The 22717-nt window shown below is 66.3% G+C and carries 26 protein-coding genes; 14 read left to right on the top strand and 12 right to left on the bottom strand.

Annotation, left to right across the window (positions count from 1 at the left end; translation table 11 throughout):
- Nucleotides 1-24: 24 nt before the first annotated feature.
- From QBJ92_RS15195 to QBJ92_RS15175, 5 genes are all read left to right on the top strand, one after another.
- Nucleotides 25-885: a cytochrome c oxidase subunit 3 gene (locus QBJ92_RS15195; protein ID WP_277970543.1), complete on the top strand. Its 861-nt coding sequence runs from the start codon at nt 25-27 to the stop codon at nt 883-885.
- 53 nt (nt 886-938) lie between these two features.
- Nucleotides 939-1271 (top strand): DUF983 domain-containing protein, encoded by a 333-nt coding sequence (locus QBJ92_RS15190; protein ID WP_277970542.1) that lies wholly within the window; start codon nt 939-941, stop codon nt 1269-1271.
- A complete protein-coding gene (locus QBJ92_RS15185) occupies nt 1268-1903 on the top strand; it encodes an SURF1 family protein (RefSeq protein WP_277970541.1) in 636 nt (211 codons plus the stop codon). Before QBJ92_RS15190 ends, QBJ92_RS15185 begins: the two co-directional genes overlap by 4 nt.
- Nucleotides 1904-1914: 11 nt before the next feature.
- The gene (gene thrC / locus QBJ92_RS15180; protein WP_277970540.1) at nt 1915-3315 is read left to right on the top strand and encodes a threonine synthase; all 1401 of its coding nucleotides are present in this window, start codon (nt 1915-1917) and stop codon (nt 3313-3315) included.
- A 303-nt stretch (nt 3316-3618) separates the two neighbouring features.
- Nucleotides 3619-4482 carry a class I SAM-dependent methyltransferase gene (locus QBJ92_RS15175; RefSeq protein ID WP_277970539.1) on the top strand — a complete coding sequence of 288 codons (864 nt, stop codon included), beginning with the start codon at nt 3619-3621 and terminating at the stop codon, nt 4480-4482.
- A gap of 329 nt (nt 4483-4811) precedes the next feature.
- On the opposite strand, the gene QBJ92_RS15170 is transcribed toward QBJ92_RS15175, so the two are convergent.
- Together QBJ92_RS15170 and QBJ92_RS15165 are read right to left on the bottom strand one after the other, a co-directional pair.
- Nucleotides 4812-5291: a DUF1203 domain-containing protein gene (locus QBJ92_RS15170; protein ID WP_277970538.1), complete on the bottom strand. Its 480-nt coding sequence runs from the start codon at nt 5289-5291 to the stop codon at nt 4812-4814.
- A 305-nt stretch (nt 5292-5596) separates the two neighbouring features.
- Nucleotides 5597-6142 carry a hypothetical protein gene (locus QBJ92_RS15165; RefSeq protein ID WP_277970537.1) on the bottom strand — a complete coding sequence of 182 codons (546 nt, stop codon included), beginning with the start codon at nt 6140-6142 and terminating at the stop codon, nt 5597-5599.
- 367 nt (nt 6143-6509) lie between these two features.
- Here QBJ92_RS15165 and QBJ92_RS15160 point away from each other — a divergent pair, with 367 nt between their 5' ends.
- From QBJ92_RS15160 to QBJ92_RS15145, 4 genes are all read left to right on the top strand, one after another.
- Nucleotides 6510-6716 carry a hypothetical protein gene (locus tag QBJ92_RS15160; RefSeq protein ID WP_277970536.1) on the top strand — a complete coding sequence of 69 codons (207 nt, stop codon included), beginning with the start codon at nt 6510-6512 and terminating at the stop codon, nt 6714-6716.
- Between the two features lie 211 nt (nt 6717-6927).
- Entirely contained in the window at nt 6928-10092 is a 3165-nt protein-coding gene (locus QBJ92_RS15155; RefSeq protein ID WP_277970535.1) for a YdbH domain-containing protein, read from the top strand.
- On the top strand, nt 10089-10316 hold the full coding sequence (locus QBJ92_RS15150) for a YnbE family lipoprotein (RefSeq protein WP_431358417.1): 228 nt from the start codon (nt 10089-10091) through the stop codon (nt 10314-10316). Before QBJ92_RS15155 ends, QBJ92_RS15150 begins: the two co-directional genes overlap by 4 nt.
- Nucleotides 10316-10690, top strand: a complete 375-nt coding sequence (locus QBJ92_RS15145) for a YdbL family protein (protein WP_277970534.1) — start codon at nt 10316-10318, stop codon at nt 10688-10690. The genes QBJ92_RS15150 and QBJ92_RS15145 overlap by 1 nt, the downstream gene beginning before the upstream one ends.
- A 118-nt stretch (nt 10691-10808) precedes the next feature.
- On the opposite strand, the gene QBJ92_RS15140 is transcribed toward QBJ92_RS15145, so the two are convergent.
- Nucleotides 10809-11384 (bottom strand): TlpA family protein disulfide reductase, encoded by a 576-nt coding sequence (locus tag QBJ92_RS15140; RefSeq protein ID WP_277970533.1) that lies wholly within the window; start codon nt 11382-11384, stop codon nt 10809-10811.
- Nucleotides 11385-11403: 19 nt separating this feature from the next.
- Here QBJ92_RS15140 and argH point away from each other — a divergent pair, with 19 nt between their 5' ends.
- The 5 genes from argH to QBJ92_RS15115 are packed head-to-tail and all read left to right on the top strand — an operon-like array spanning nt 11404 to nt 16005.
- Nucleotides 11404-12774 carry an argininosuccinate lyase gene (argH, locus tag QBJ92_RS15135; RefSeq protein WP_277970561.1) on the top strand — a complete coding sequence of 457 codons (1371 nt, stop codon included), beginning with the start codon at nt 11404-11406 and terminating at the stop codon, nt 12772-12774.
- The gene (locus QBJ92_RS15130) at nt 12771-13013 is read left to right on the top strand and encodes a hypothetical protein (protein WP_277970532.1); all 243 of its coding nucleotides are present in this window, start codon (nt 12771-12773) and stop codon (nt 13011-13013) included. Before argH ends, QBJ92_RS15130 begins: the two co-directional genes overlap by 4 nt.
- A 12-nt stretch (nt 13014-13025) precedes the next feature.
- The gene (lysA, locus tag QBJ92_RS15125) at nt 13026-14294 is read left to right on the top strand and encodes a diaminopimelate decarboxylase (protein ID WP_277970531.1); all 1269 of its coding nucleotides are present in this window, start codon (nt 13026-13028) and stop codon (nt 14292-14294) included.
- Entirely contained in the window at nt 14291-15058 is a 768-nt protein-coding gene (locus QBJ92_RS15120; RefSeq protein WP_277970530.1) for a precorrin-2 dehydrogenase/sirohydrochlorin ferrochelatase family protein, read from the top strand. Before lysA ends, QBJ92_RS15120 begins: the two co-directional genes overlap by 4 nt.
- Nucleotides 15055-16005, top strand: a complete 951-nt coding sequence (locus QBJ92_RS15115; protein WP_277970529.1) for a zinc transporter ZntB — start codon at nt 15055-15057, stop codon at nt 16003-16005. Before QBJ92_RS15120 ends, QBJ92_RS15115 begins: the two co-directional genes overlap by 4 nt.
- Before the next feature lie 25 nt (nt 16006-16030).
- On the opposite strand, the gene QBJ92_RS15110 is transcribed toward QBJ92_RS15115, so the two are convergent.
- The 9 genes from QBJ92_RS15110 to QBJ92_RS15070 form a co-directional block, all read right to left on the bottom strand.
- The gene (locus QBJ92_RS15110) at nt 16031-16435 is read right to left on the bottom strand and encodes a flagellar protein FliS (protein WP_277970528.1); all 405 of its coding nucleotides are present in this window, start codon (nt 16433-16435) and stop codon (nt 16031-16033) included.
- Complete coding sequence (fliD, locus tag QBJ92_RS15105) at nt 16432-17916, bottom strand: flagellar filament capping protein FliD (RefSeq protein WP_277970527.1); 1485 nt, start codon at nt 17914-17916, stop codon at nt 16432-16434. The genes QBJ92_RS15110 and fliD overlap by 4 nt, the downstream gene beginning before the upstream one ends.
- Nucleotides 17917-18000: 84 nt before the next feature.
- The gene (locus QBJ92_RS15100; protein ID WP_277970526.1) at nt 18001-19128 is read right to left on the bottom strand and encodes an EscU/YscU/HrcU family type III secretion system export apparatus switch protein; all 1128 of its coding nucleotides are present in this window, start codon (nt 19126-19128) and stop codon (nt 18001-18003) included.
- A complete protein-coding gene (fliR, locus tag QBJ92_RS15095) occupies nt 19128-19907 on the bottom strand; it encodes a flagellar biosynthetic protein FliR (protein ID WP_277970525.1) in 780 nt (259 codons plus the stop codon). Before fliR ends, QBJ92_RS15100 begins: the two co-directional genes overlap by 1 nt.
- Nucleotides 19908-20080: 173 nt before the next feature.
- The gene (locus QBJ92_RS15090) at nt 20081-20350 is read right to left on the bottom strand and encodes a flagellar biosynthetic protein FliQ (RefSeq protein WP_277970524.1); all 270 of its coding nucleotides are present in this window, start codon (nt 20348-20350) and stop codon (nt 20081-20083) included.
- A gap of 4 nt (nt 20351-20354) precedes the next feature.
- Entirely contained in the window at nt 20355-21173 is an 819-nt protein-coding gene (gene fliP / locus QBJ92_RS15085; protein ID WP_277970523.1) for a flagellar type III secretion system pore protein FliP, read from the bottom strand.
- Nucleotides 21170-21430 (bottom strand): FliO/MopB family protein, encoded by a 261-nt coding sequence (locus QBJ92_RS15080; protein ID WP_277970522.1) that lies wholly within the window; start codon nt 21428-21430, stop codon nt 21170-21172. Before QBJ92_RS15080 ends, fliP begins: the two co-directional genes overlap by 4 nt.
- Before the next feature lie 6 nt (nt 21431-21436).
- Nucleotides 21437-21739, bottom strand: coding sequence for a flagellar motor switch protein FliN (gene fliN / locus QBJ92_RS15075; protein WP_010161280.1), 303 nt, complete (start codon nt 21737-21739; stop codon nt 21437-21439).
- Entirely contained in the window at nt 21736-22716 is a 981-nt protein-coding gene (locus QBJ92_RS15070) for a flagellar motor switch protein FliM (protein ID WP_277970521.1), read from the bottom strand. Before QBJ92_RS15070 ends, fliN begins: the two co-directional genes overlap by 4 nt.
- Nucleotide 22717 lies beyond the last annotated feature (1 nt).

The following is a 22717-nucleotide window of genomic DNA, read 5'->3' as shown; positions in this document are numbered from 1 at the left end:
ACGATCACACGACGGGGATGCAACATGGCCGGTGCCAAGAACCACGATTATCATATCCTGCCTCCCAGCATCTGGCCGCTGGCTGGGTCGATGGCGGCGCTGGCGATGGCGGCGGGCGGAATCATGTGGATGCATTCCGCGGTCGGCGGCGGGCTGCTGTTCTATGCCGGGCTCGCAGGCGTACTTGCGGTGATGTACGGCTGGTGGCGACAGGTTGTGATCGAGGCGAATGCGGGTGATCACACTCCGGTCGTTCAGCTCCATCTCCGCTACGGGATGATCCTGTTCATCGCGTCCGAGGTCATGTTCTTCGTCGGCTGGTTCTGGGCGTTCTTCGATTTCTCCTTGTTTCCGGCAGGAATCCAGGTGCTCGACGGCAAGGTCAGCCTGATCGCGGATGTCGCCAACGGCGTCGGCCAATGGCCGCCCAAGGGGCTCGAGGTGATCGATGCCTTCAAGTTCCCGCTGCTCAACACGCTGATCCTGCTGACCAGCGGTACCACCGTCACCTGGGCGCATCACGCGCTGATCCACGGCGATCGCGACGGGCTCAAGAAGGGTTTGTGGGCAACGATCATCCTGGGGCTGATATTCAGCTCGATCCAAGCGTTCGAATATTCGGAAGCGCCGTTCCCGTTCAAGGGGCTGAACTATGGCGCGGCGTTCTTCATGTCGACCGGGTTCCACGGCTTCCACGTGATGATCGGGACGATCTTCCTGATCGTCTGTTTGGTCCGCGTGTATCGTGGCGACTTCACCCCCAAGCAGCATTTCGGGTTCGAAGCGGCCGCCTGGTACTGGCACTTCGTCGACGTCGTATGGTTGTTCCTGTTCGTCACCGTTTATGTCTGGGGCGGCTGGGGCGCGCCGGTCCATAGCGGGTGATGCCGCTGGAGCGGGCAGAGACTTTCGTCGCGCCGGACCCCGCGCGCGCTGCGATGAGGGGTCTTTGCCCGCGCTGCGGCGCCCCGGGACTGTTTTCCGGGCCGCTCGATTTCGCTGCGAAATGTCCGCGGTGCAGCCTCGACTATCGCGCCTTCAATGTCGGGGACGGTCCCGCCGCGATCCTGACGCTCGTTCTTGGCGGAATGATCGTCGGGGCCGCGATTGCGATCCAGCTCGCCTGGGGGCCGCCGATCTGGCTGCAGTTGATTATCTGGTTGCCGATCACGGTGTTCGGCGTGGTCGGGTCGCTGCGGGTCGCCAAGGCGGCGTTGCTCGGCGCGGAATACCGCAACGCGGCGCATGAAGGGCGGATCACCCCGCCATGAAGCGTGTGCCGGTGGTCGCGACCCTTCTCGTGGCGCTCGCTATCGTGGCGATGATCGCGCTCGGCGTCTGGCAGCTACAGCGCCGGTCGGAGAAGGCCGCGATGTTGGTGCACTATGCCCGTAACGTGACCCTGCCGCCGGTCGCATTCCCGGCGATCCCGGTCGATGACAGTCTTTTATTTAGACGTTCCAAGGCGGTATGCCTGACGCCTGGCAGCTTCTCGGTCGAGGGCGGGCGGAACGCGCGCGGCGGCACCGGGTGGCGGCAGATCGCGAAGTGCCGCAGCGGCGCAGAGGGGCCGGGGTTCACGGTGCAGCTCGGCTTCGGCAAGGATCCGCACGCAAAGCCCGATTGGAAGGGCGGGCCGGTCACGGGTTATATCAGCCATGCGCCGGACCATCAGCCGCTGATCGCGGGGATGTTCGGGCGTGCGGCGCCCAAGACGTTGATGCTCGTGGCGGCCCCCCCGGTCGGCGGGCTCGATCCCAATCCCCAGCCCGATCTGTCGGCGGTTCCCAACAATCACCTTGCTTATGCGGTACAATGGTTCGTCTTCGCCGCACTCGCCGCAATAATCTATGCGTTGGCGTTGAGGCGACGCGTGGTTGCCGATTCGGATCCATCCCGCTAACCGCAGTCCCCATGCGCTATATCAGCACGCGCGGCTCCGCGCCGACTCTCGATTTCCGTGACGTGACGCTTGCCGGACTGGCAAGCGACGGCGGATTGTATGTCCCTGAGACATGGCCCGCTTTCACGCCCGAGCAGATTGCCGGCATGCGCGGGCTGTCCTACGTCGAGACGGCGGTGCAGGTGATGCTGCCGTTCGTCGGCGACGCGATCAGCGAGGATGATCTGCGGGCGCTCTGTACGCAGGCCTATGGGCGGTTCGCGCACGCTGCGGTCGTGCCGCTGGTGCAGCTGGATGCGCAGCACTGGCTGCTCGAGCTGTTCCACGGGCCGACGCTTGCGTTCAAAGACGTCGCTTTGCAGCTGCTCGGGTTGCTTTTCGAACGTTTCCTGACCGGAACGAGCCAGCAATTGACCGTGATTGGCGCAACTTCGGGCGATACCGGATCGGCGGCGATCGATGCGCTTGCCGGGCGCGCCGGGGTCGACGTGTTCATGCTCCACCCCAAAGGACGCGTATCGGACGTCCAAAGACGCCAGATGACCACCGTTATCGCGCCGAATATCTACAATATCGCGCTGGAAGACGCCAGTTTCGACGATGCGCAGGCGCTGGTGAAGGCGATGTTCAACGACGACGCTTTTTCGGGCAAGTTCGCGCTGTCGGCGGTCAATTCGATCAACTGGGCGCGGCTGATGGCGCAGGTGGTCTATTATTTCTACTCGGCGGTCCGGCTGGGTGCGCCCGAGCGGCCGGTCGCTTTCTCGGTGCCGACGGGCAATTTCGGCGATGTGTTCGCTGGCTATGTCGCCGCCAAGATGGGACTGCCGGTCGCCAAGCTGATCGTCGCCACCAACGTCAACGACATCCTCGCGCGGGCGCTGTCGACCGGGGATTATTCGAGCCGGAGCGTCATCCCGACGCCGAGCCCGTCGATGGACATTCAGGTGTCGAGCAATTTCGAGCGATTGCTGTTCGATCTCGGCGGGCGCGACGGGCATGCGCTGGCTGCGCAGATGCAGGGGTTCGAGGCATCGCGCGCGATGCAGCTGACCAATGCGCAGCGCGACGGCGCGGCGTCATTGTTCGCCAGCGACAGTATCGATCTCGACGACATGGCGCTGGCGATGCGGCGGACGTGCGAGCGGAGCGGGCAGGTGATCGATCCGCACACCGCGATCGGGCTGGCCGCGGCGCACCGGTCGGGGCTTCCCGCGGACGTGCCGGTGGTGACGCTCGCGACCGCGCATCCCGCGAAGTTTCGCGATGCGGTGGAACGCGCGACCGGGCAGCGCCCGAGCTTGCCCGCGCGGATCGGCGATCTGTTCGATCGCGAGGAGCGCTATGAGACGTTGCCGGGAACGTTCGAGGCGGTGACCGCCTATATCGCCGAGCGCGCGACGGCAAAATGACAGCGCGTTGTTGTGTCGTTGTCTCCCCTGCCTGGAAGGGAGGCGCCGAGTGTGGGTCGGCTCGTGGCGGAGTCTGCCCTCTCTTCACACCTACCCACCCCCAACCCCTCCCTTCCAGGGAGGGGAGGAGCTTCGAATGACGCTTGTCTCCATTATTGCCGAAGGTTTTGATCGGGCGGTAGCGGCGGGGCGACGCGCTCTCTTCTCCCCTTCCTGGAAGGGAGGGGCCCGTGGCGGAGCCTGCCCTCTCTTCATACCGACCCACCCCCAACCCTCCCCTTCCAGGGCGCTGAGGAACTTCGCATGACGCTCCTTACGCTCATCACCGAACCCTGGGCGGATTACGGGCTGGTCGACTCGGGCCATGGCCGCAAGCTCGAACGCTATGGCCGCTTCCGCTTCATCCGGCCCGAGCCGCAGGCGATGTGGGCCCCTGCGTCCGATCGCTGGGAAGCCGATGGCGACTTCATCGGCGCGTCCGACGAGGATGGCGGCGGCAAGTGGCATCTGTCGAAGGACGTGCCGCGCGGGGGCTGGCATGTGCGCTGGGAGGAACTGCTGTTCCTCGCGCAGAACACCCCGTTCCGGCATCTCGCCTTCTTCCCCGACATGGCCGCGCAATGGGCGTGGATGCGTGGGCGCGTGGCCGAGGGCGACGAGGTGCTCAACCTGTTCGGCTATACCGGGGTCGGTACGCTCGCGCTCGCCGCGAAGGGCGCGCGGATGACGCATGTCGATGCGTCGAAGAAATCGGTCGAGGCGGGCAAGTCGAACGCCTTCCTGTCCGACATGGCGGATCGCCCGATCCGCTGGATGGTCGACGATGCCGCCAAATTCGCCGCGCGCGAAGTGCGGCGCGGGCGGCGCTATGACGGGATCTTCCTCGATCCGCCCAAGTTCGGGCGCGGGCCGGAGGGCGAGGTGTGGCGGCTGGAGGAAAATCTCCCGGCGCTGATCGCGGATTGCCGCGCGTTGCTCGATGCGGAGAGCAAGTTCCTGGTGCTGACGGTCTATGCGGTGCGGATGTCCGCGCTCGCGATCGGCGAGCTGGTGCGGCAGGCGCTGGCGGATCTTGGCGGGACGGTCGAGGTCGGCGAGATGGCGGTGCGCGAGGAAGCGCGCGGGTTGCTGTTGCCGACCGCGATCTTCGTGCGCTGGTCGAAATAGCGGCGTCTTCGTCGCATCGACCCGGTCGTTTCGCGCGTCGTCGAGAAACGGGCGATGTGTCTGGCTTCTCGACTTCGCTCGAAGCGAACGGGGTGAGGAGGGGGCTCGCTTTCGGCCATAGACTTATGGCGCAGCCTGGCTGCTAACGCCCAATCTTGGACTCCCAACCTGATGATCTGAAAGCAGCCCTTCATAAAGTGCGATCGTTCCCGGTTTCCCATCTCCGACTGGCAAATTCGGGAATGAGCAAGCGGGAACAGATTTCGGGAAAGGGGATGCCGGGACGACTACCGGCACCCCTGCCAAAGGGACGGTCCCACAATGGGCTCCTAAAGGGGAAAATCAGCGCGGACGATCCGGGCGGCGTAGCAGCCGCGTTTCGCGTAATGCGCCTGTAAGTAGGCGATAACAGGTTTCTCGAAGAACCGCTCAATGAGCGGCGCAAGGGCATTCCCGTCCACAAGGTCGGCATCCACCATCTCACCGTTCTCGCTGAATCCGCGGAGCGAGATAGGACGGATGCGAAGCACATCTGGAATGACGTCGATCGCATCGAGCGCGCGATGGGCACCTTCGCGTACAAAGATAGCGTGCCGCGAACGGTACGGCGTGTCGGCCGGCTGATGCTCGTAATTCAACAAGATCGCGTGCTCCCCGATGTTCATATCGCGGACTTCAACGCGATCGGGAAAGCCTGGTTCGGTATCCACGACGTACCGTTTTGCTCCTACAGCGGCTAGATCGGCATCGGAAAGACCGTAAAGATGACTGAACTGGCCGGGGTCGATCCCCAGAACGCGAAAGGACATTAACGAACTCCTGCAGGTCTTATGATCCTATGGCCTGCCTCATGCTCGCGGGCGTCCTGCTTCTTGCCATCAAACCTCGCCTCTCCCGTTTCAGTATCGATTTTGAGAAAGGGCGGCACCCCACCGGCAACGTCGGTTGCCTCCACCGCCTTCCCGAAAGCGAACGTCCGCTCTCCACCACGTCGCGACCTTCAGGCACGCTGAATGCGACCCCGGTTCCTGAAAGCGGACTGGCAGATTTTCGGGCGGCGGAGCGGACGGACTGGAAACGCCCGATTACAGCCCGTTGCCTTTGGTCCCTGGTGCTACCGGGTCGCAAGCCACCCCAGGATGGCGAACATCATCAGCGCCCACAAACCACCCTCCGCGCGCAGCAGATAGGCGACGCCCAGAAGGCTGACGGCCGCCAGCGCGATTGCCAGAACGCTTCCGTCGGCGATGAAGGTCAGCACCACGAGGCCGCCCAGCAGCGTTCCTGCGGCATTGGCGATGATCCAGAGATACGACGCGCCAGCGCCGATCGCGCCCCACAGCGGCAGCTTGATCGTCGCGAAGCCGCGCATTTGACCGGGAAACAGATCTGCCACGAGATGGAATCCGATCCCGAAGCCCAGGCCTGCGGCGATCGCCCATGTTCGATGATCGAGGAGCGCTACGAAGGGTGGCAAAACCCCATGCAGCAAAGCGCTGCGATGCCCCAGCCGAAGACGCGAATCGAGGTCCGGGAGTTTGATGCCCGCCGCCGTAGCGCTGACCACTGTCGCAATCAGGAACCACGGCCCGCCCCCTTCACCGCCCCCGGTTTCAAACGCCAGAAGGACCGCAATCAGGAGAAACATCAGCGCCGACATCGGTGCGCGCTAACCGGTTCGTACCCGATTTGTCCATGTTTTGTATCGCGAATCTTGTCCGGGTAAGGGTTCGGGGATGCCGGACGATTGACGCAGTCCCCTTTCGGCTTTGCCATGACGAGGGCGTTACGCGCCGATCCCGCGCCGACGGCGATGACAGGGGGTGATCGAAGCGTCGGGTCTGCGTTGACGGCCGACCTGCGCGAGCCGCGGTACGTGCCGTGCGAGACATTCGGCAACCAGGGATTTCACGTTCGCCACCGTCAACTCACCCAAATCGGTGAGTCTGCAATCGCCCCCAAGAGGACCCTGGAAGCATGACTTAATGCCGTGCTACGATGTCGACGACGGAGCGGGATTACGGACGATGAAATCACCAGATGACGTAATCGAATGGGCGAACGAGCAGCGTGAAGAAGCACTGCGACAGGTCGATCTCTTCAGTAATGGTGGAGTGAAGGCGCAGCTTGTCATGCCGGATGGAACTACGCAGGATATTACTGCCGGGGTGCTTTCGCATCAGAAAGCGAACGTCGATGCTTTCACTAGTCTTGTGTCGATCTTAAAGAGTTAAGGTCCGCTTTCCATCAATCTCGGCCGTTCGGCGGTTCTTTCGAAACGGTCGGGTATCGGGTCGCGCCCTGGTTCTTGCTGCGAGGCGCCTTTGCGGCGCGCACCGTCACCGGTGCTGCGGTTGCGAATGGGAAGCAAAGCGCAACGGCGGTTGAACAACCGGCGCGGGCGGCTAAGGTCGCCGCGCAAGCACTGCGGGTGATGATGACGGCGTGACGGACGATATCCCCGAGGAATCGGTCTCGCCCGTGGTGACGGAGCGGCGTCGCCCTGTGGGGCGCTGGATCCTGCTTGGCGTGCTGCTGCTGGTCATCGTGCTGCTGGCGGTCTTGTGGGTCGAGCGCAAGCGCGTGGCCGAGCATTTCATCGATGACGCGCTGCGCGCTGCCAACGTGCCCGCGCGGTATGAGGTCGCGCAGATCGGCCTGCATACACAGCGGCTGACCAACGTACGGATCGGCGACCCCGCACGACCCGATCTGGTCGCGGACTGGGTCGAGGTCGATACCACGCTCGGGCTTACGGGCGTCGGGGTCGGGGCGGTTCGCGCCGGGCATGTTGCACTGCGCGCGACGTTGAAGGACGCTAAAGTGTCGTTCGGGGCAATCGATCGGCTGTTGCCAGCGCCATCGGGCAAGCCGTTCGCGCTGCCCGCTGTCCGTGCGGCAATCGCCGACGGTCGGATTGCGCTGACGACGCCTTACGGTCCGGTGGCGCTGCAGGTTGCCGGGCAGGGGCAGTTGAACGACGGCTTCCGCGGTACGCTCGGGGCGCGCGCCGTGGCGCTCGATTTTGGACGGTGCACGATCGCCGGGCTCGATGCGGCGCTCGCGCTGCGGATCGATGCGGCGCGGCCGAGTGTGGCGGGGCCCGTCGCGATCGCGCGTGGGACGTGCGGCGACGTGCAAATTGCCAAGGCGCGCGCCGACCTGACGCTCGCGCTCGGGCTGACGCTCGATCACTTCAAGGGCAAGGCGCGGCTGGCGGTGGACGCGGCGAGCGGTAGCGGCGTGCAGGTACGCCACGTGACCGGGCCCGTCGCATTCGTCGGATCGATGGACGATGTGTCCGGATCGGTCGACCTGGCGTCGGCCGCGATTTCCACGCCGGACGTCCGCGCTGGCGGGGCGGGGGTCACGGGGCGATATCGCTATGCCGATGACGGGTTCGCGTTCGATGGGCGGGTGCGCGCCGACCGGGTCGCGGTCCCCGCCGCGCTGCTCGCGCGCGTAGCACCGTTGCGCGCTGTGGGAGCGGGAACGCCGATCGCGCCGCTGGCCGCGCGGTTGGGGGACGCGCTGCAAGCCGCCGGACGCTCGATCGACGCGACGGCGGCAATTTCTGCGATCATCGACGGCAAGCACGGGCAGATCGTCGTGTCGCGGCTTGACGTGGCGAGTGCGTCCGGCGTGCAGGCGACGGTGTCGGGCGACAGCGGGGTCGTCTATCGCTGGCCGGGCGGTTTGCGGATTCAGGGCGATGCGGTCGTTTCCGGGGGCGGGCTTCCGTCGGTGCGCGCGACGATCGCGCAAGCCGGACCGGGCGCGCCGATCGTCGGGCGCGCGGTGGTCGCGCCGTATGCGGCGGGGAATGCGCTCTTAGAGCTGGCGCCGGTGACTTTTTCCGCCGGGGGCAATGGTGCGAGCCATATCGCGACCCGCGTGGCGCTGAGTGGACCGATCGGCGACGGGCGAGTCGATGCGCTCGCGCTGCCGATCGATGCGCGCTGGGACGGTCAGGGCACGGTGACGGTCAATCCCGGTTGTTCGGCCATCGGGTTCGCGCGTCTGCAGACCAACGGGCTCGATCTGCCGCGCTCGGCGGTGACGGTGTGCCCGCAGGACGGGGCGCTGGTGCGCCTCGCCGGTGGGAAGCTGGGCGGCGGAGGGCGGATCGGGAACGCGCGGCTGGCGGGGAGCCTTGGCGCGTCGCCGGTGTCGCTTGCGCTCGATCATGCCGGGTGGATGCTTGCGGACGGGCGGTTCGGCGTGACCGGCGTCGCGCTGCGGTTGGGCGCGCCCGAGCGCGTGACACGGCTCGATATCGCCGACCTTTCCGGAGGCTTGGCGGCTGGCGGACTTGGCGGGCGCTTTACGGGGGCTGGTGGGCAGATCGGGGCGGTGCCGCTGGTGCTGTCGGGCGCTGCGGGCGGCTGGCGGTTCGGGGGCGGCGTGCTGTCGCTCGATGGTACGATGGCGGTGGCGGATGCGGCGGCGGTCGCGCGGTTCCGGCCGATGGCGGCGCGCGACGTGACGCTGGCGTTGAAGGCGGGCCGGATCACCGCGGGTGGCGCGCTGTACGAGCCGACGCAGAATGTCCGGGTCGCCGATGTCGCGATCGTCCATGATCTCACCCCCGGCACCGGCCATGCCGATCTGACCGTGCCAGGACTCACATTCGGGCCGAAGTTCCAGCCCGAGTTGCTCACGCCGCTCACGCTGGGCGTGGTGGCCGATGTCGTGGGGACGATTACGGGCGAAGGGCATATCCGCTGGAGCCCGAAGGACTTGACCAGCGACGGCGTGTTCCGCACCGCCAACACCGATCTCGCCGCCGCCTTCGGCCCGGTGACGGGGGTTGCGGGCGAGCTGCGCTTCACCGACCTGCTCGCGCTGGCGACCGCGCCGGGGCAAGTGGTGACGATCAAGAGCATCAACCCGGGGGTCGCGGTGACCGACGGGACGATCCGCTATCAGTTGTTGCCGGGGACGCGAATCGCGATCGAGGACGGGCGCTGGCCGTTCGCGGGGGGATCGTTGCGACTCGACCCGACCGTGCTCGATTTCGGATCGGCGCAGGAGCGGCGGATGACCTTCCACGTGAGCGGGATGGAAGCGGCGCAATTCCTTCAGCAGTTCGATTTCAAGAATCTCGATGCGACCGGCGTGTTCGACGGAGTGTTGCCGATGGTGTTCGATGCGACCGGCGGGCGAATCACCGACGGGCGGCTGGTGGTGCGCCCCGGCGGCGGGTCGATCGCCTATGTCGGCGAGCTATCGCAGAAGGATCTTGGATTCTGGGGCAATTATGCGTTCCAGTCGCTCAAGGCGCTGCGCTATCGCAATTTGTCGCTGGTGATGAACGGGCCGCTGGCGGGCGAGATGCTGACTCAGGTCAAATTCTCGGGGATCAGCCAGGGCAAGGGCGCGAAGCGCAACTTCCTGTTCGACCGGCTCCAGAAGCTGCCGCTGGTGTTCAATATCCGGATCAGCGCGCCGTTCCGCCAGCTGATTGATTCGGCACAGAGTTTTTACGACCCCAAACGCCTGATCGAGCGCAATCTTCCGAGCTTGCTGCTGGAACAGGACAAGCAGGCGAAAGCCCCCACGGTGGAGCCGCCTGTTATTCAGCCTCCGGAAAGCAGGATCGTGCCATGAGCGAAACAGGATTGACGACGGACATGGGACGACCGACCACGACACGCATGAAATGGACGATAGCGATCACGGGCCTGACGATGGCGTTGACGGGTTGTGTCAGCATCAATGCGCCGGACAAGCCGATCGAGATCAACCTCAACATCAACGTGAAGCAGGAGGTCGTCTACCGGCTCGACAATCAGGCCAAGACGGTGATCCAGTCAAACCCAGGGATTTTCTGATGCGTACGTGGAAGATGGCGGCGATGCTCGCCGCGGCAGTGTTGTTGGGAACCGCCGGCGTCGCGCTCGCGCAGGACGACTGGAAGGCGGCGCGCGCCGCCGGGCAGATCGGCGAGCAGCCCGACGGGTATCTGGGCGTGGTCGGCGCGTCGACGCCCGCGCTGTCGGCGCTGGTCGCGCACGTCAACATCCAGCGCAAGTCGGTCTACACGCGCGAGGCGGCGGCGAACAATGCGACGGTCGAGGACTTCGCATTCACGTCCGGATGCAATTTGATCGCCAAGACGTCGCCGGGGGACAAGTATCGCGCGCCGGGTGGCGCGTGGAAGACGCGTGGGGCGGGTGCGCCGGAGCGGGATTCGCGCTGCCTGTAAGTCAACCGCACCACGCACTCCCTCCCGTTCGGGCTGAGCGAAGTCGAAGCCCCATGCGTCGCGCAAGGCCCTTCGACTTCGCTCAGGGCGAACGGGGGGGGGAGGAGGCGGAGCGCCGTTACTTCGCCTCCGCCAGCAGCGCCTTGGCTTCGGCACTCGTCCAGTCCATCCCGCCGGTCGAGCGCCAGACTTCGTGGCCGGTCGAATCGAACAGGATGCTCATCGGCAGGCTCGCCTCATAGGTGACACTCAGCGCGACGTTCTTGTCGAGATAGGGTTTCAGCCGCTTGAACCCGTTCTTGGCGAAATAGGCGTCGATCGTCGGGCGGTCCTTGTCCTGGCTGATCGCGGCGACGGTGATGTCGGCGGCGGCGGCGTCCAGCGTCGGCATTTCCTTGACGCACGGACCGCACCACGTCGCCCACAGATTGACCAGCACCGGCTTGCCCTTGAAGCGCGCGAGCGTCATCGGCTTGCCGTCGGGGCCTTCGAAGCTGACCGACGGCGCGGGATCGCCCTTGTGGGTGCGGTCGATCTTGTCGGCTTTTGGGGCTGCCGCGACCGGCGCGGATGCCGTCGGCGTCGCCTCCGCTTGCCGGTTGCCCGAGACTTGCTTATCGCAACCCGCAACGAGCCCTAGCAGCAGGACCGGGACGATCGCCAAGCGGAACGAAGAGATGGTCGATGCAGACATGAACGAAACATCCAATGCGATGTGGGGCGGGCGCTTTGCCGAGGGTCAGGCTGCGGTCATGCGATCGATAAATGCCTCGATCCCGTTCGACAAGCGGCTGTGGCAGCAGGATGTCGCAGGATCCAAGGCACATGTCGCGATGCTCGGGCAGCAGGGCATCGTCTCGAGCGAGGATGCCGCGACGATTTCGGTGGGGCTCGACACGGTCGCCGCGCATTATGCCCAACACGGCGTGACCGAGGACATGGTCCTCGAGGACATCCACATGCAGACCGAGGCGCGGCTCGCGGAGGCGATCGGGCCGGTCGCGGGGCGGCTCCACACCGCACGCTCGCGCAACGATCAGGTTGCGACCGACTTCAAACTGTGGGTGCGCGACGCAATCGATCAGGTCGATGCGGCGCTCGGCCAGTTCCAGGATGCGCTGCTGACCCGCGCCGCGGAACATGCCGCGAGCGTGATGCCCGGCTTCACGCATCTGCAAAGCGCGCAGCCGGTGACGCTCGGGCATCATCTGATGGCGTATCATGAGATGATCGCGCGCGACCGCAGCCGCTTTGCCGATGCGCGCGCGCGCGGGAACCTGTGCCCGCTTGGGTCGGCGGCGCTGGCGGGGACGGGCTTCCCGATCGACCGCCAAATGACCGCGCAGGCGCTCGGGTTCGACGGGCCGACGCGCAATTCGCTCGACGGCGTATCCGACCGCGACTTCGCGCTCGATTACCTCACCGCCGCGACGCAATGTTCGCTGCATCTCAGCCGGCTCGCCGAGGAATTCGTGCTGTGGGCGTCGCAGCCGTTCGGCTTCGTCTCGCTGTCGGACCAATGGTCGACCGGCAGCTCGATCATGCCGCAGAAGCGCAACCCGGACGCCGCCGAGCTGGTGCGCGGGCACGCGGGCCGCATTCTCGGGTGCATGACCGCGCTGATGGTGACGATGAAGGGCCTGCCGCTCGCTTATTCCAAGGACATGCAGGACGACAAGCCGCCGGTGTTCGAGGCGCACGACCTGCTCGAACTGTCGATCGCCGCGATGACGGGGATGGTCGCGAGCGCGACGTTCAAGACCGAGCGGATGCGGCAGGTCGCCGAATCGGGTTTCGCGACCGCGACCGATCTGGCCGACTGGCTGGTGCGCGAAGCGGGCGTGCCGTTCCGCGAGGCGCATCACATCACGGGCCAAGCGGTGCGCCGCGCGGAAACGCTGGGCGTGATGCTCGATGCACTGTCGCTTGAGGATCTGCAGGCGATCGATTCGCGCATCGACGCGCGCGTGTTCGACGTGCTGAGCGTCGATGCCTCGGTCGCGAGCCGGACGAGCTTCGGTGGCACCGCCCCCAGCAACGTGCGCGCCGCGGTGGCGGCGGCGCGGGAAGGATCGCATCGATGAAACGCTTGGTAACTGGGTTGGGGGCTGCGCTCCTGCTGTCGGGCTGTGGCGCGTCCTCCGCGCTCAAACCGGCGGAGGGGCAGCCGCTCCCGGTCGCGCCTTATGGGGCCAAGGCGACACCGACACCCACGCAGTTGCTGACCCCCAGCAACCAGGCCCGACCCGAACGCAGCGATGAGCTGCTGAAGAATTCCCAGGAACGGCGCGGCGACGAATTCGACTTGCCCCCGCCCAATTGATCGGCTGATTTCATGGATCATTTTGCTCTCGTTGACGGCGTGATGCACTGCGAGGGCGTGCCGCTGCCGGCGATCGCCGAGGCAGTCGGCTCGCCCGTCTATGTCTATTCCTCCGCGACCTTCCAGCGGCATGCGCGCGTGTTCCGCGAGGGGCTGGCAGCGGCGGGCGACGTCCACCTTGCCTATGCGATCAAGGCCAACCCCAATCTCGCGGTGCTCCGCCTGCTCGCCAATGCGGGGTACGGCGCGGATGTCGTCTCGGGCGGCGAACTCGCGCGTGCGCTGGCGGCGGGGATTCCGGCGGAGGACGTGGTGTTCTCGGGCGTCGGCAAGACGCGCGAGGAACTGGTCCGCGCGCTCGATTGCGGGCTCGGCCAGTTCAACCTCGAGCTCGAGGAAGAGGGCGTCGTCCTCGCGCAACTCGCGACCGAGCGTGGCGTGACCGCAAACGCGACGATCCGCGTCAATCCGGACGTGGATGCGGGTACGCACGCCAAGATCTCGACCGGCAAGCGCGAGAACAAGTTCGGCGTGCCGATCGACCAGGCACCCGCGATCTTCGGGCGGCTGGCGGGCTTGCCCGGGCTCAACTTGCGCGGGATCGCGGTGCATATCGGCAGCCAGCTGGGCGATCTTGCGCCGATGGAAGCGGCGTATCGGCGGGTCGGCGCGTTGATGGCCGAATTGCGCGGTGCTGGGCACACGATCGACCGGATCGATCTCGGCGGCGGGCTCGGCGTGCCGTATCGCGAGGGCGACGTCTTCCCGAGCCCCGCCGACTTCGGTGCGATGGTCGCGCGGGTGACGCGCGACTGGGGGGTGACGCTGATGTTCGAGCCCGGGCGCGTGATCGCGGGCAATGCCGGCGTGCTGCTGACCAAGGTCATCTGGGTCAAGCCGGGGGTGACCAACCCCTATGTCATCGTCGATGCCGCAATGAACGATCTCGCGCGGCCCGCCTTGTACGATGCGTGGCATGATTTCGCGGCGGTGCGCCCGAACGGGCGGCGGATGATGGCCAATATCGCGGGTCCGGTGTGCGAGAGCGGCGACACCTTCGCGATGGGGCGTGACATCGACGAAGTGGTGAGCGGCGATCTCGCGGTGTTCCGCACCGCGGGCGCTTACGGCGCGACGATGGCGAGCACGTACAACAGTCGCGCGCTGGTGCCCGAGGTTCTCGTGGACGGCGATCGTTTCGCGGTGGTCGCGGACCGGATCAACCCCGAGACGATCCTTGCCGCCGAACGCCTGCCCGAATGGCTCAAGCCCACGGCATGACGCTCCACAGTCTTCCGCTGTTCGTCCGGCTCGCGGGGCGGCCGGTGATGTTGCTCGGCGAGGGCGAACCCGCCGATGCCAAGCGGCGTCTGCTCGAGCGTGCGGGCGCGATGATCGTCGACGAGGCGGCGACCGCGTCGCTTGCGATCGTGGCGATCGAGGATGATCTGGAGGCGCGCGGCGCGATCGATCGGTTGAAGGCGCGCGGCGTGCTGGTCAATGCGGTCGACCGGCCCGACGATTGCGACTTCACGCTGCCCGCGATCATCGACCGCAGCCCGGTGCTGATCGCGATCGGGACGGGGGGTGCGTCGGCGGGGCTGGCGGCGGCGCTGCGGCAACGGCTGGAGGCGATGCTGCCCGCGACTTTGGGACCGCTCGCCGACCGGTTGAACGCGATGCGCGGCGCGATCCGGCTGGTGCTGCCCGCGCTGGATGATCGCCGTCGTGCGCTGGGGCGGGCGTTTGCGCAGGGCGGGCCACTCGATCCGCTGACGGCGGCGCCCGAGGCGGTGCCGGGGTGGCTTGTGGATGCGACCGCTTCGCCCGACCGGCTGGTGACGATCCGGCTGACGTCGGCCGATCCGGATGACCTGACGCTGGGGCAGGCGCGCGCGCTGGCGCTCGCCGACCGGATCTATGCGCCCGCCGCGACGCCGTCTGCGATCCTCGACCGGTCGCGCGCGGATGCGGTGCGGATCGTGTCCGAAGTGCCGCCGACCGCGCAAGACGCGGGGCTGACGATTTGGATGCAGCTGCCGTGAGCGGGTTTGCCTACCGGGTCGCGAATGCGAAGGCCGAGCGGCTCGACATCAAGGCGGCTATGGACGCGACCGGCGAGCTGATCTGGGTCCACCTGATGAGCAATAACGAGCAGGCGCAAAGCTGGCTCAGCGAGACCGCCGGCTTGCCCGACTATGTCGTCGACGTCCTGACCACGACCGAATCGCGCCCGCGCTGCGATGCGTTGGGCGAGGGCGCGTTCCTCAATCTGCGCGGACGATCGAACGAGGAGATGACGACGTCGGACCCGCTCGCGTCGGTGCGGATCTACGCGCTGGCGGGGCGGGTGTTTTCGGTGACGCGACGCACGCTGACCGCGGTGGACGACGTGGTGAAGGCGGTCGAGGGCGGGACGATCGCGGACCCAGGCGACCTGATCGCCGAATTCGCCAGCGCGATCACCGAGGAGCTCGACCCCGAAGTGGGCGAGCTGGGCGATCAGCTCGACGATTGCGAGGCGGATCTCGACGCGGACAAGGTGTTCGAACTGCGCCGCAAGGTGACCAAGGTGCGGAGCACCGCGATCGGCTATCGCCGCTTCGTCCAGCCGCAGCGCGCCGCGCTCGAGAAACTGGCGGCGTTGCCGTGCGACTGGTTGCACGACGACGACCGGCTGCACCTGACGTCGGCCGCCGATCGTGCCGCGCGGATGGCGGAAGAATTGGAGGCGATCCGCGAACGCTCCGCGCTGATGCACGAGGCGCTGACCGATCTGCGCGCGGAACAGATCGATTCGCGCTCGCTGCTGATTTCGATCGTGGCACTCATTTTCCTGCCGCTGACGTTCCTGACCGGGCTGTACGGGATGAACGTCGAGGGACTGCCGTTCGCCAAAGAGCCGTGGGCGTTCGACGTGATCGGCGGCGTGTGCATCGCGATCACGGTAGGGATCATCGGCTATTTCAGCGCGAAACGGTGGTTCGGGTAGCGGGGCTGCCCTTCCTGCGCCGGCCCTACGCCGCGCGCACGGTGCGCCACGCCTGACCGATCTCGTCGAGTGTGTCCGCCACGTCGCGGAACGGCGTGGGGTCGTTGCCGACCGCGGCGTTGACGACCGTCATGCGCGTCCCCGCATACAGCCGGGCGAGCGCGGGGGCGACCGTGCCGCCATTGTCGAAATCGAGCCCGGCTTCGAGCGCGAACAGGATCGCGGTGGCGCGCGTCACCTTGTCGCTCTTCATCTTGTAATTGCCGTTCTCCGCGGCCCAGGCGGCGCCGCGCAACGCGCGGATCGCCTGGTCGTAGAGCAACTGGACCAGCGCGGGACCGTCGGCCTCGGCGGTCTGGCCGGCGACTTCGATCTGGCGATAGGTCGCTTCCGGGTTGCGGCCGAAGGGGGAGGCGTAGGCGACGGTCATTGGCCCGACTTGTTCCACTGGTCGATCTGGTTCTGGAGCTGCGTCTGGGTCGCCTTGTACGCGGCGACCTTCGCGTCCGAGGCGGCATATTGCTTGGTCAGTCGCTCTTGATAGGCGGCGGTGTCGGACGTGACCTTTTCCTCGGCGGCGCTGACCTTGGTCTTGGCGGCGGTGTAGAGCGCGGTACTGGCGACGAGGCCGGTCGTTTCGGTCCGGCCGTTGATGACGACCTTGTTGCTGACCGCCGCGGTCGAGATCGCGCTGAGCGCCGCCGCGATCCCGCCGCCGGATGCGCCGGTGCCATCGGCAAACAGCGCCTCGACCGCGTCGGGGGTCTTGGTAAGGGCGGCGGTGAGCTGGGTCTGGTCGACGCTCAACGTGCCGTCCTTGTTGGTCTTGACTCCGATTGCCGCGAGCGTGCCGGGCGCGCCCGCCGCGCCGCCGGTGGTGAGGGGGGTGAGCGTCAGCCCGCGCAGCGAACGGAGCAGGTTGGTCGCGTTGTAATCGTTCTTGAGCGGACCGGAGGCGACGTCGGTCTCGGTCTTCAATTCGGCGAGCATTTGGTTGTAGGTGTCGACGAAATCGGTGACCGCCTGGGTGAGGCCCGCGGTCGGGGTCGAACTGCCGAGCACGACCGGTTTGCCTGCCGTCGTGACGCTGGAAAGCGTCAGCTTCACGCCGTCGACCAGATCGCTGATCGTGTTGCTCGAGCGTTCGACCGGGGTGCCGTTGAGCGAGAGCTTGGCGTTGCCCGCGGCGGCGGTGATCGTGCTTGCGGGGGCACTGCCGCCGACGTTGAGCTGCGCAAGCCCGGTCGAATCCCCGCTGAGCGTGAACGCCTTGTCGGTGCCGGTGGGGCCTTTCAACGACAGACGGGCCTTGCCGTCGGTATCGGTGATGATCGTCGCGGAAACGCCGCTGTTCGCCGCGTTGATCGCCTTGGCGATGCCGTCGAGCGTGTTGTTGGTCGAATCGATCGTGACTTTGATCGGCGTGGCGCTGGTGGTGAAGCCGGAGACCGCCGCGTCCTTGGCGGTGCCGAGCGTCAGCGTCAGCGTGCCGGAGCCGACGGTCGCGCTGCGGCTGTCGAACTTGGTCGTGCTCGTCGTCGTCTGCGCGGTGGCGAGCTGCGTCACCTCGACGAACGCCGACAGCCCCGAGAGTTTGGCGCCCGACAGCGCGCTGGCTGTCAGGATGCTGGTATCGCTGCTGGTCGGCTGGGTCTGGAGGCTGCCGCCCTTGACCAGCGTGTTGAGCCCTGAAGAGAAACTGGTGATCGCGCTCTGCACCTTCGCCACCGACGAAATCTGCGCGGTGAGCGTGGTATCCTGCTTGGTGAGCTGGAGGTTCTTGGACGCGAACTGCGCCTGGACGAGCGAGGCGACGAGGCTGGCGGTATCGACGCCCGACCCCGCGTTGAGCGAGTTGAGCAGCGACTGGCCGATCGTGGTCGATCCGGTCGTGGCGGTCGTCGTCGTCATGCGGTCGGTCCCGTCGCTTGGTCTAAATGGTAGAACGGCTGGGGCGGGGAAAACTTTAGGGGTTTTTCGCAGCCGAAGGTGGGCTTACGCCGTCTTCACGCCATTCTCGTCGAAGCGCGCGGTTTCGGGGACGAAGATCGGCGGCGGCAGGCCACCCGCCTCGGCGTTGAGGCCGAACACGAACGCCAGCACCGTCGCCAGCGCGACATACAGGTCGTCGCGCACTTCCTGCCCCTCGCGGCTGGTGTAATAGACCGCGCGGGCGAGTGCGGGATATTCGAGCACTGGGATCCGCGTTTCCGCACCCAGTTCGCGGATCGCGAGCGCCACCACGCCGCGGCCCTTGGCAACGACGACCGGCACCTGATCGTTCTCGCGATCGTAACGCAGCGCGACCGCGAAGTGCGTCGGGTTGGTGAGGATCACGTGCGCCTCCGCTACGCTGCTGCGCATGCTGCGCATCGACATCTCGCGCTGGCGCTGGCGGAGAGCGCCCTTGGCTTCGGGCGAGCCTTCGGTTTCCTTGTTTTCGTCGCGGATCGCCTGTTTTGACATGCGCAGCTTGCTGAGGCGCTGGAACAGCTGGAGCGGGACGTCGATCCCGGCGATCGCGACCATGCCGAACGCCATGGTAAACAACACGGTGAGGAACGTCCCCGTCAACGTGGCGACCGCGGTGCTGAAGCTGCTCGACGACAGGCCCATCGACATGTGCGCGACCTGCCCCAGGAGATACCAGCCGATGCTGCCGAGCAACGCGACCTTGAGCAGCGCCTTGCCGAGTTCGATCCACCCCTGCGGCCCGAAAATGCGCTTCAATCCGGATGCGGGGTTGATCCGCGATGCCTTGGGCGCGAGCAGCGAGGCGTTGAAGCCGAGATAGCCGAGCCCCGCCTGGCTGAGGATCGCCGCTACGAAGCTGATCGCGAGTAAGGAAATCAGCGCTGGCGCGATCTTCCAACCGCTTTGCGCAAGCGGGCGGAACGGCTCGAAATCCTCGATGTCGCGGTGGTCGAACGAGAAGCTCGCCGCCATGATCTCCTTGCACGCACCGACCAGCGACGGCCCCATCAGCGCGAGCCAGGCCATGCCGGCGAGCATGACGAGCGCGGTGGCGAACTCCCGGGATTTGAGGATGTCGCCCTTTTCGACTGCGTCGCGCTTGCGCTTCGCGGTTGGGGCTTCTGTCCGTTCGCCGCCTTCCTCCGACATCAGCCGAGGACCAGCTTCTGCGCGGCAGCGAGGCCTTCCTGGACGATCACGAGCATGTAATCCCCCATCGTCGGGAACGCCATGGCGAGCGCGATGACGCCGACCGCCAGGCTGGCGGGCATGCCGACCGCGAACAGGTTGAGCGACGGGGCCGAGCGCGAGATCATCCCCACGATCAGATTGAGGCACAGCAGCAAGAACCCGACCGGCAGCGCAAGCAGGAGTCCTGCAAGGAAGGTATAGCCGCCGAACAAGGCAATGTTCTCGAGCTGCGCGGGTTTGAGCCAGGCGGCGCCTGGGGGCAGCGCGTCGTAGGATCTGACGATCATCTCGACCAGCACGAAGTGGCCGTTGACGCTCAGGAACAGCAGCGTCAGCATCATCGTGAAGAACTGGCCGAGCGCGGGGGTGGACTTGCCGTTCTGCGGGTCGATCGCGGACGCGAAGCCGATCCCCATCGAGGTGCCGATCAATTCGCTGGCGAGCGCCGGCGCGGCGAACGCGATCTGCAGGATGAAGCCGATCGCGAGGCCGACGAGCGCCTCCGCCGCGACCGCCAGGATCGTGGCGAGCGCGAAGATGTGTTCGGGCGGGGTGATGGTCCGCGACCCGAGCACGAGCACGCCGATCGCCCCCGACAGCGAGACGCGCACGACCAGCGGGATCGACACCGCGCTGAACACGGGTGCCGCAATGAACGCCGCGCTGATCCGGACCATGACGAAGATCAACGCCCACATCTGGGGCTCGATCGAGAGGCCGAGGCCTAGCGGGCCCATTGGGATACCACTTGTCTTACCGTCATTCCGGGCTTGGCTGGGGTCTTGCACAACTCTCGCCGTTCTCCTGCGAAGGCAGGAGTCCAGGAGTCTCGCAAATCAACGGGTGTTGGTTCGCGCGGCTCTGGGTTCCTGCCTTCGCAGGAACACGGGGAGGGGAATACGCACATCCTTTAGCGCACCAGATCCGGGATCCGTTCGAAGATGCCGATCGTGAAATCGCTCAGCAGCCCGATGATCAGCGAGCCGAACACCAGCAGTGAGATCCCCACCACGATCAGCTTCGGCACGAACGACAAGGTCTGCTCGTTGATCGACGTCGCCGCCTGAATCATGCCGGTCAGCAGCCCCGCGAGCAACGCGGGGATCAGGATCGGCGCGGAGGCCAGTGCCAGCACCCACATCGTCTGATGCGCGACCGTCAGGAAATATTCCGCATCCATCGAATCAGCTCACGAACGAATTGGCGAGCGACCCCATCGTCAGCGCCCAGCCGTCGACGAGGACGAACAGCAGCAGCTTGAACGGGAGCGAGATGATCGTCGGCGACAGCATCATCATGCCGAGCGACATCAGCACCGTCGCGACGACGAGATCGATCACGATGAAGGGGAGGAAGACCAGGAAACCGATCTGGAATGCGGTCTTGAGCTCGCTGGTCACATACGCGGGGAGCAGCACCGAGAAGGGGATGTCCGCGGCATTCTGGTACGGTCCGCTCTTGGCGATCCCGGCGAACAGCGTGATGTCCTTCTTGCGCGTCTGCTTCGCCATGAAGGCGTGCAAGGGAACGCCGCCCGCCTTGATCATGTCGGTCGCGCCGATCCGGCTCTCGGAATAGGGCTGGATCGCGACCGCGTTGATCTGGCTGATGACGGGCGCCATGATAAAAAACGACAGGAACAGCGACAGGCCGACCAGCACCTGGTTGGGCGGGGTCTGCTGGAGCCCCAATGCCTGGCGCAGGATCGACAGCACGATGATGATCCGCGTGAAGCTGGTCATCATCAGCAGGATGCCGGGGAGGATCGTCAGCAGGCCCATGACGATCAGCAACTGAAGGCTGAGCGACAAGGGCGCGTTGCCGCCGCCGAGATCCTTCAGCGCACGATCCGCCGCGTCACCCACGCCGGGGGCGGGGGCAACGGGTGCGGCCGCTGCGGCGGCGGTCTGGGCGAGCGCGGGATGCGCCAGGACGACCGCGAACAGGATCGCGAGCGCCACGAGCAGCAGCTTGCGGCAGTCGAAACGAACGCTCGTGATCACGCCGACGGCCCCCCGCGATCGACCAGCGTGATCCCGGTGCGGCTGACCGAGACCAGTAGCCGACGCCCTTCGAAATCGAGCACCGCGAGCCGCACGGTCGGCGAGATCATCATCGTCTCGGTGACCTTGAGCAGACGGTTGGCGGGCTGCCCGGGCATCCGCGCCTCGAACCGACGCCACAGATACAGGCAACCGATCATCAACCCGCAGACCAGCGGGAGCAGGATGACGAGCTTAAGGACATAGGACCACATCATCGCGCGTCAGGCCCGCTTCTCAGGGGAAACCAGCTCGGTCATGCGCACGCCGAAGCGATCGCCGACCATCACGACTTCGCCGCGACCGATCAGCGTGCCGTTGACGAGCACGTCGAGCAGCTCGTTGGCCTGGCGGTCGAGCTCGATCACGCTGGTTTCGCCCAAAGCGAGCAGTTCGCGCAGCGTCAGCGAGGTCGAGCCGATCTCGACCGTCAGCTTGACGTCGACATCCTGCAACAAGCGGAAGTTCGCGGCCAGGCTGGCATCGAGCGGGAAGCCGCTCGACGGGGTTGAACTCATGTCGCTCATTGCAAATCGCCCCTGAAGTCGCTGTCGATGTCGTAACAAATCGTGTTGAGCTTGATCGCGGCCTTGCCGTTCGACGTGCCGACGGTGCCGAGCGCGAGCCGGTCGCCGCCGACCATCACGGGCACGTCCGACCCGACGTTGATCGGGATCACGTCGCCTTCCTTGAGCCCCATCAGCAGGCTGAGCGAGACCATCGGCTCGGCGAGCACCGAGCGGATCGGGAAGCGCACGTCCATCACCGCGCGAGTGAGGCCGTTGCGCCAGCTCGGGTCGGGCTCGGCGGTCTTACCGTGGACCTTTCCGGTCAGCGACGGGCCGTGCGGCTTCAACGCAGAGACCGGGTAGAGCAGGTCGAGGAACACCGGCTTGGCGGTATCGACCGCGATGCCGAAGCGCGTGATGACCAGCGCATCGTCCGCATCGAGATCCGCGAGCATCGCGGGGTTGAGCTCGAGATGCCCCGCAGTGAACGTCAGGCGGGCGAGCGGTTCCCACGCGGCGCGCATCGGCTCGGCGAGCAGCTTGCCGAGTTGCGTCACCATCACTTCGGCGGCGGGGGTGAATTCGGCGGGGAGTTGCGCCGGGGCGTGCCCCGTGCCGCCGAAGAACAGGTCGAGCAGTTCGAGCACGAACCGTCCGTCGAGCACCGCGAGCGCCTGGCCCGCGGGTGCGCCGCCGAGCGCCATTGCCATCGGCAGCCACGCGGTCAGCCCGTCGGGGCGTTCCGCGCGGTAATCGGCGAGCCGCTGGACGACGAGCGGCTCGGCCCAAGTGCGGCATTCGCGGCGCAGCAACGGCTCGAACACCCCGCGCACCCCGCGCGCGAGCCGCGCCGACAGATGCTGGACGGTGTGCAGATCGCCGAACGGATTGAGGTTGGTGGCCCCGAGCGCGACGTGCTGCGCGCTCCCGCCAGCACCCGCACCCCGTGCCCGTCCGCGGCGTTCGTCCGCCGTTGCTGATGCCTCGTTAACCATG

This window comes from Sphingomonas echinoides (genome assembly GCF_029623395.1).
Taxonomy (GTDB): domain Bacteria; phylum Pseudomonadota; class Alphaproteobacteria; order Sphingomonadales; family Sphingomonadaceae; genus Sphingomonas; species Sphingomonas echinoides_A.
The sequence above is the reverse complement of the archived record's forward strand: the minus strand, read 5'-3'. Positions and strand labels throughout refer to the sequence as shown.

Excerpts from the sequence above, each read along its gene's own strand:
- QBJ92_RS15195 (WP_277970543.1), top strand. The coding sequence starts at position 25 with ATGGCCGGTGCCAAGAACCACGATTATCATATCCTGCCTCCCAGCATC.
- QBJ92_RS15190 (WP_277970542.1), top strand. The coding sequence starts at position 939 with ATGAGGGGTCTTTGCCCGCGCTGCGGCGCCCCGGGACTGTTTTCCGGG.
- QBJ92_RS15185 (WP_277970541.1), top strand. The coding sequence starts at position 1,268 with ATGAAGCGTGTGCCGGTGGTCGCGACCCTTCTCGTGGCGCTCGCTATC.
- thrC (WP_277970540.1), top strand. The coding sequence starts at position 1,915 with ATGCGCTATATCAGCACGCGCGGCTCCGCGCCGACTCTCGATTTCCGT.
- QBJ92_RS15175 (WP_277970539.1), top strand. The coding sequence starts at position 3,619 with ATGACGCTCCTTACGCTCATCACCGAACCCTGGGCGGATTACGGGCTG.
- QBJ92_RS15170 (WP_277970538.1), bottom strand. The coding sequence starts at position 5,291 with ATGTCCTTTCGCGTTCTGGGGATCGACCCCGGCCAGTTCAGTCATCTT.
- QBJ92_RS15165 (WP_277970537.1), bottom strand. The coding sequence starts at position 6,142 with ATGTCGGCGCTGATGTTTCTCCTGATTGCGGTCCTTCTGGCGTTTGAA.
- QBJ92_RS15160 (WP_277970536.1), top strand. The coding sequence starts at position 6,510 with ATGAAATCACCAGATGACGTAATCGAATGGGCGAACGAGCAGCGTGAA.
- QBJ92_RS15150 (WP_431358417.1), top strand. The coding sequence starts at position 10,089 with ATGAGCGAAACAGGATTGACGACGGACATGGGACGACCGACCACGACA.
- QBJ92_RS15145 (WP_277970534.1), top strand. The coding sequence starts at position 10,316 with ATGCGTACGTGGAAGATGGCGGCGATGCTCGCCGCGGCAGTGTTGTTG.
- QBJ92_RS15140 (WP_277970533.1), bottom strand. The coding sequence starts at position 11,384 with ATGTCTGCATCGACCATCTCTTCGTTCCGCTTGGCGATCGTCCCGGTC.
- argH (WP_277970561.1), top strand. The coding sequence starts at position 11,404 with ATGTGGGGCGGGCGCTTTGCCGAGGGTCAGGCTGCGGTCATGCGATCG.
- QBJ92_RS15130 (WP_277970532.1), top strand. The coding sequence starts at position 12,771 with ATGAAACGCTTGGTAACTGGGTTGGGGGCTGCGCTCCTGCTGTCGGGC.
- lysA (WP_277970531.1), top strand. The coding sequence starts at position 13,026 with ATGGATCATTTTGCTCTCGTTGACGGCGTGATGCACTGCGAGGGCGTG.
- QBJ92_RS15120 (WP_277970530.1), top strand. The coding sequence starts at position 14,291 with ATGACGCTCCACAGTCTTCCGCTGTTCGTCCGGCTCGCGGGGCGGCCG.
- QBJ92_RS15110 (WP_277970528.1), bottom strand. The coding sequence starts at position 16,435 with ATGACCGTCGCCTACGCCTCCCCCTTCGGCCGCAACCCGGAAGCGACC.
- fliD (WP_277970527.1), bottom strand. The coding sequence starts at position 17,916 with ATGACGACGACGACCGCCACGACCGGATCGACCACGATCGGCCAGTCG.
- QBJ92_RS15100 (WP_277970526.1), bottom strand. The coding sequence starts at position 19,128 with ATGTCGGAGGAAGGCGGCGAACGGACAGAAGCCCCAACCGCGAAGCGC.
- fliR (WP_277970525.1), bottom strand. The coding sequence starts at position 19,907 with ATGGGCCCGCTAGGCCTCGGCCTCTCGATCGAGCCCCAGATGTGGGCG.
- QBJ92_RS15090 (WP_277970524.1), bottom strand. The coding sequence starts at position 20,350 with ATGGATGCGGAATATTTCCTGACGGTCGCGCATCAGACGATGTGGGTG.
- QBJ92_RS15080 (WP_277970522.1), bottom strand. The coding sequence starts at position 21,430 with ATGATGTGGTCCTATGTCCTTAAGCTCGTCATCCTGCTCCCGCTGGTC.
- fliN (WP_010161280.1), bottom strand. The coding sequence starts at position 21,739 with ATGAGCGACATGAGTTCAACCCCGTCGAGCGGCTTCCCGCTCGATGCC.
- QBJ92_RS15070 (WP_277970521.1), bottom strand. The coding sequence starts at position 22,716 with ATGGTTAACGAGGCATCAGCAACGGCGGACGAACGCCGCGGACGGGCA.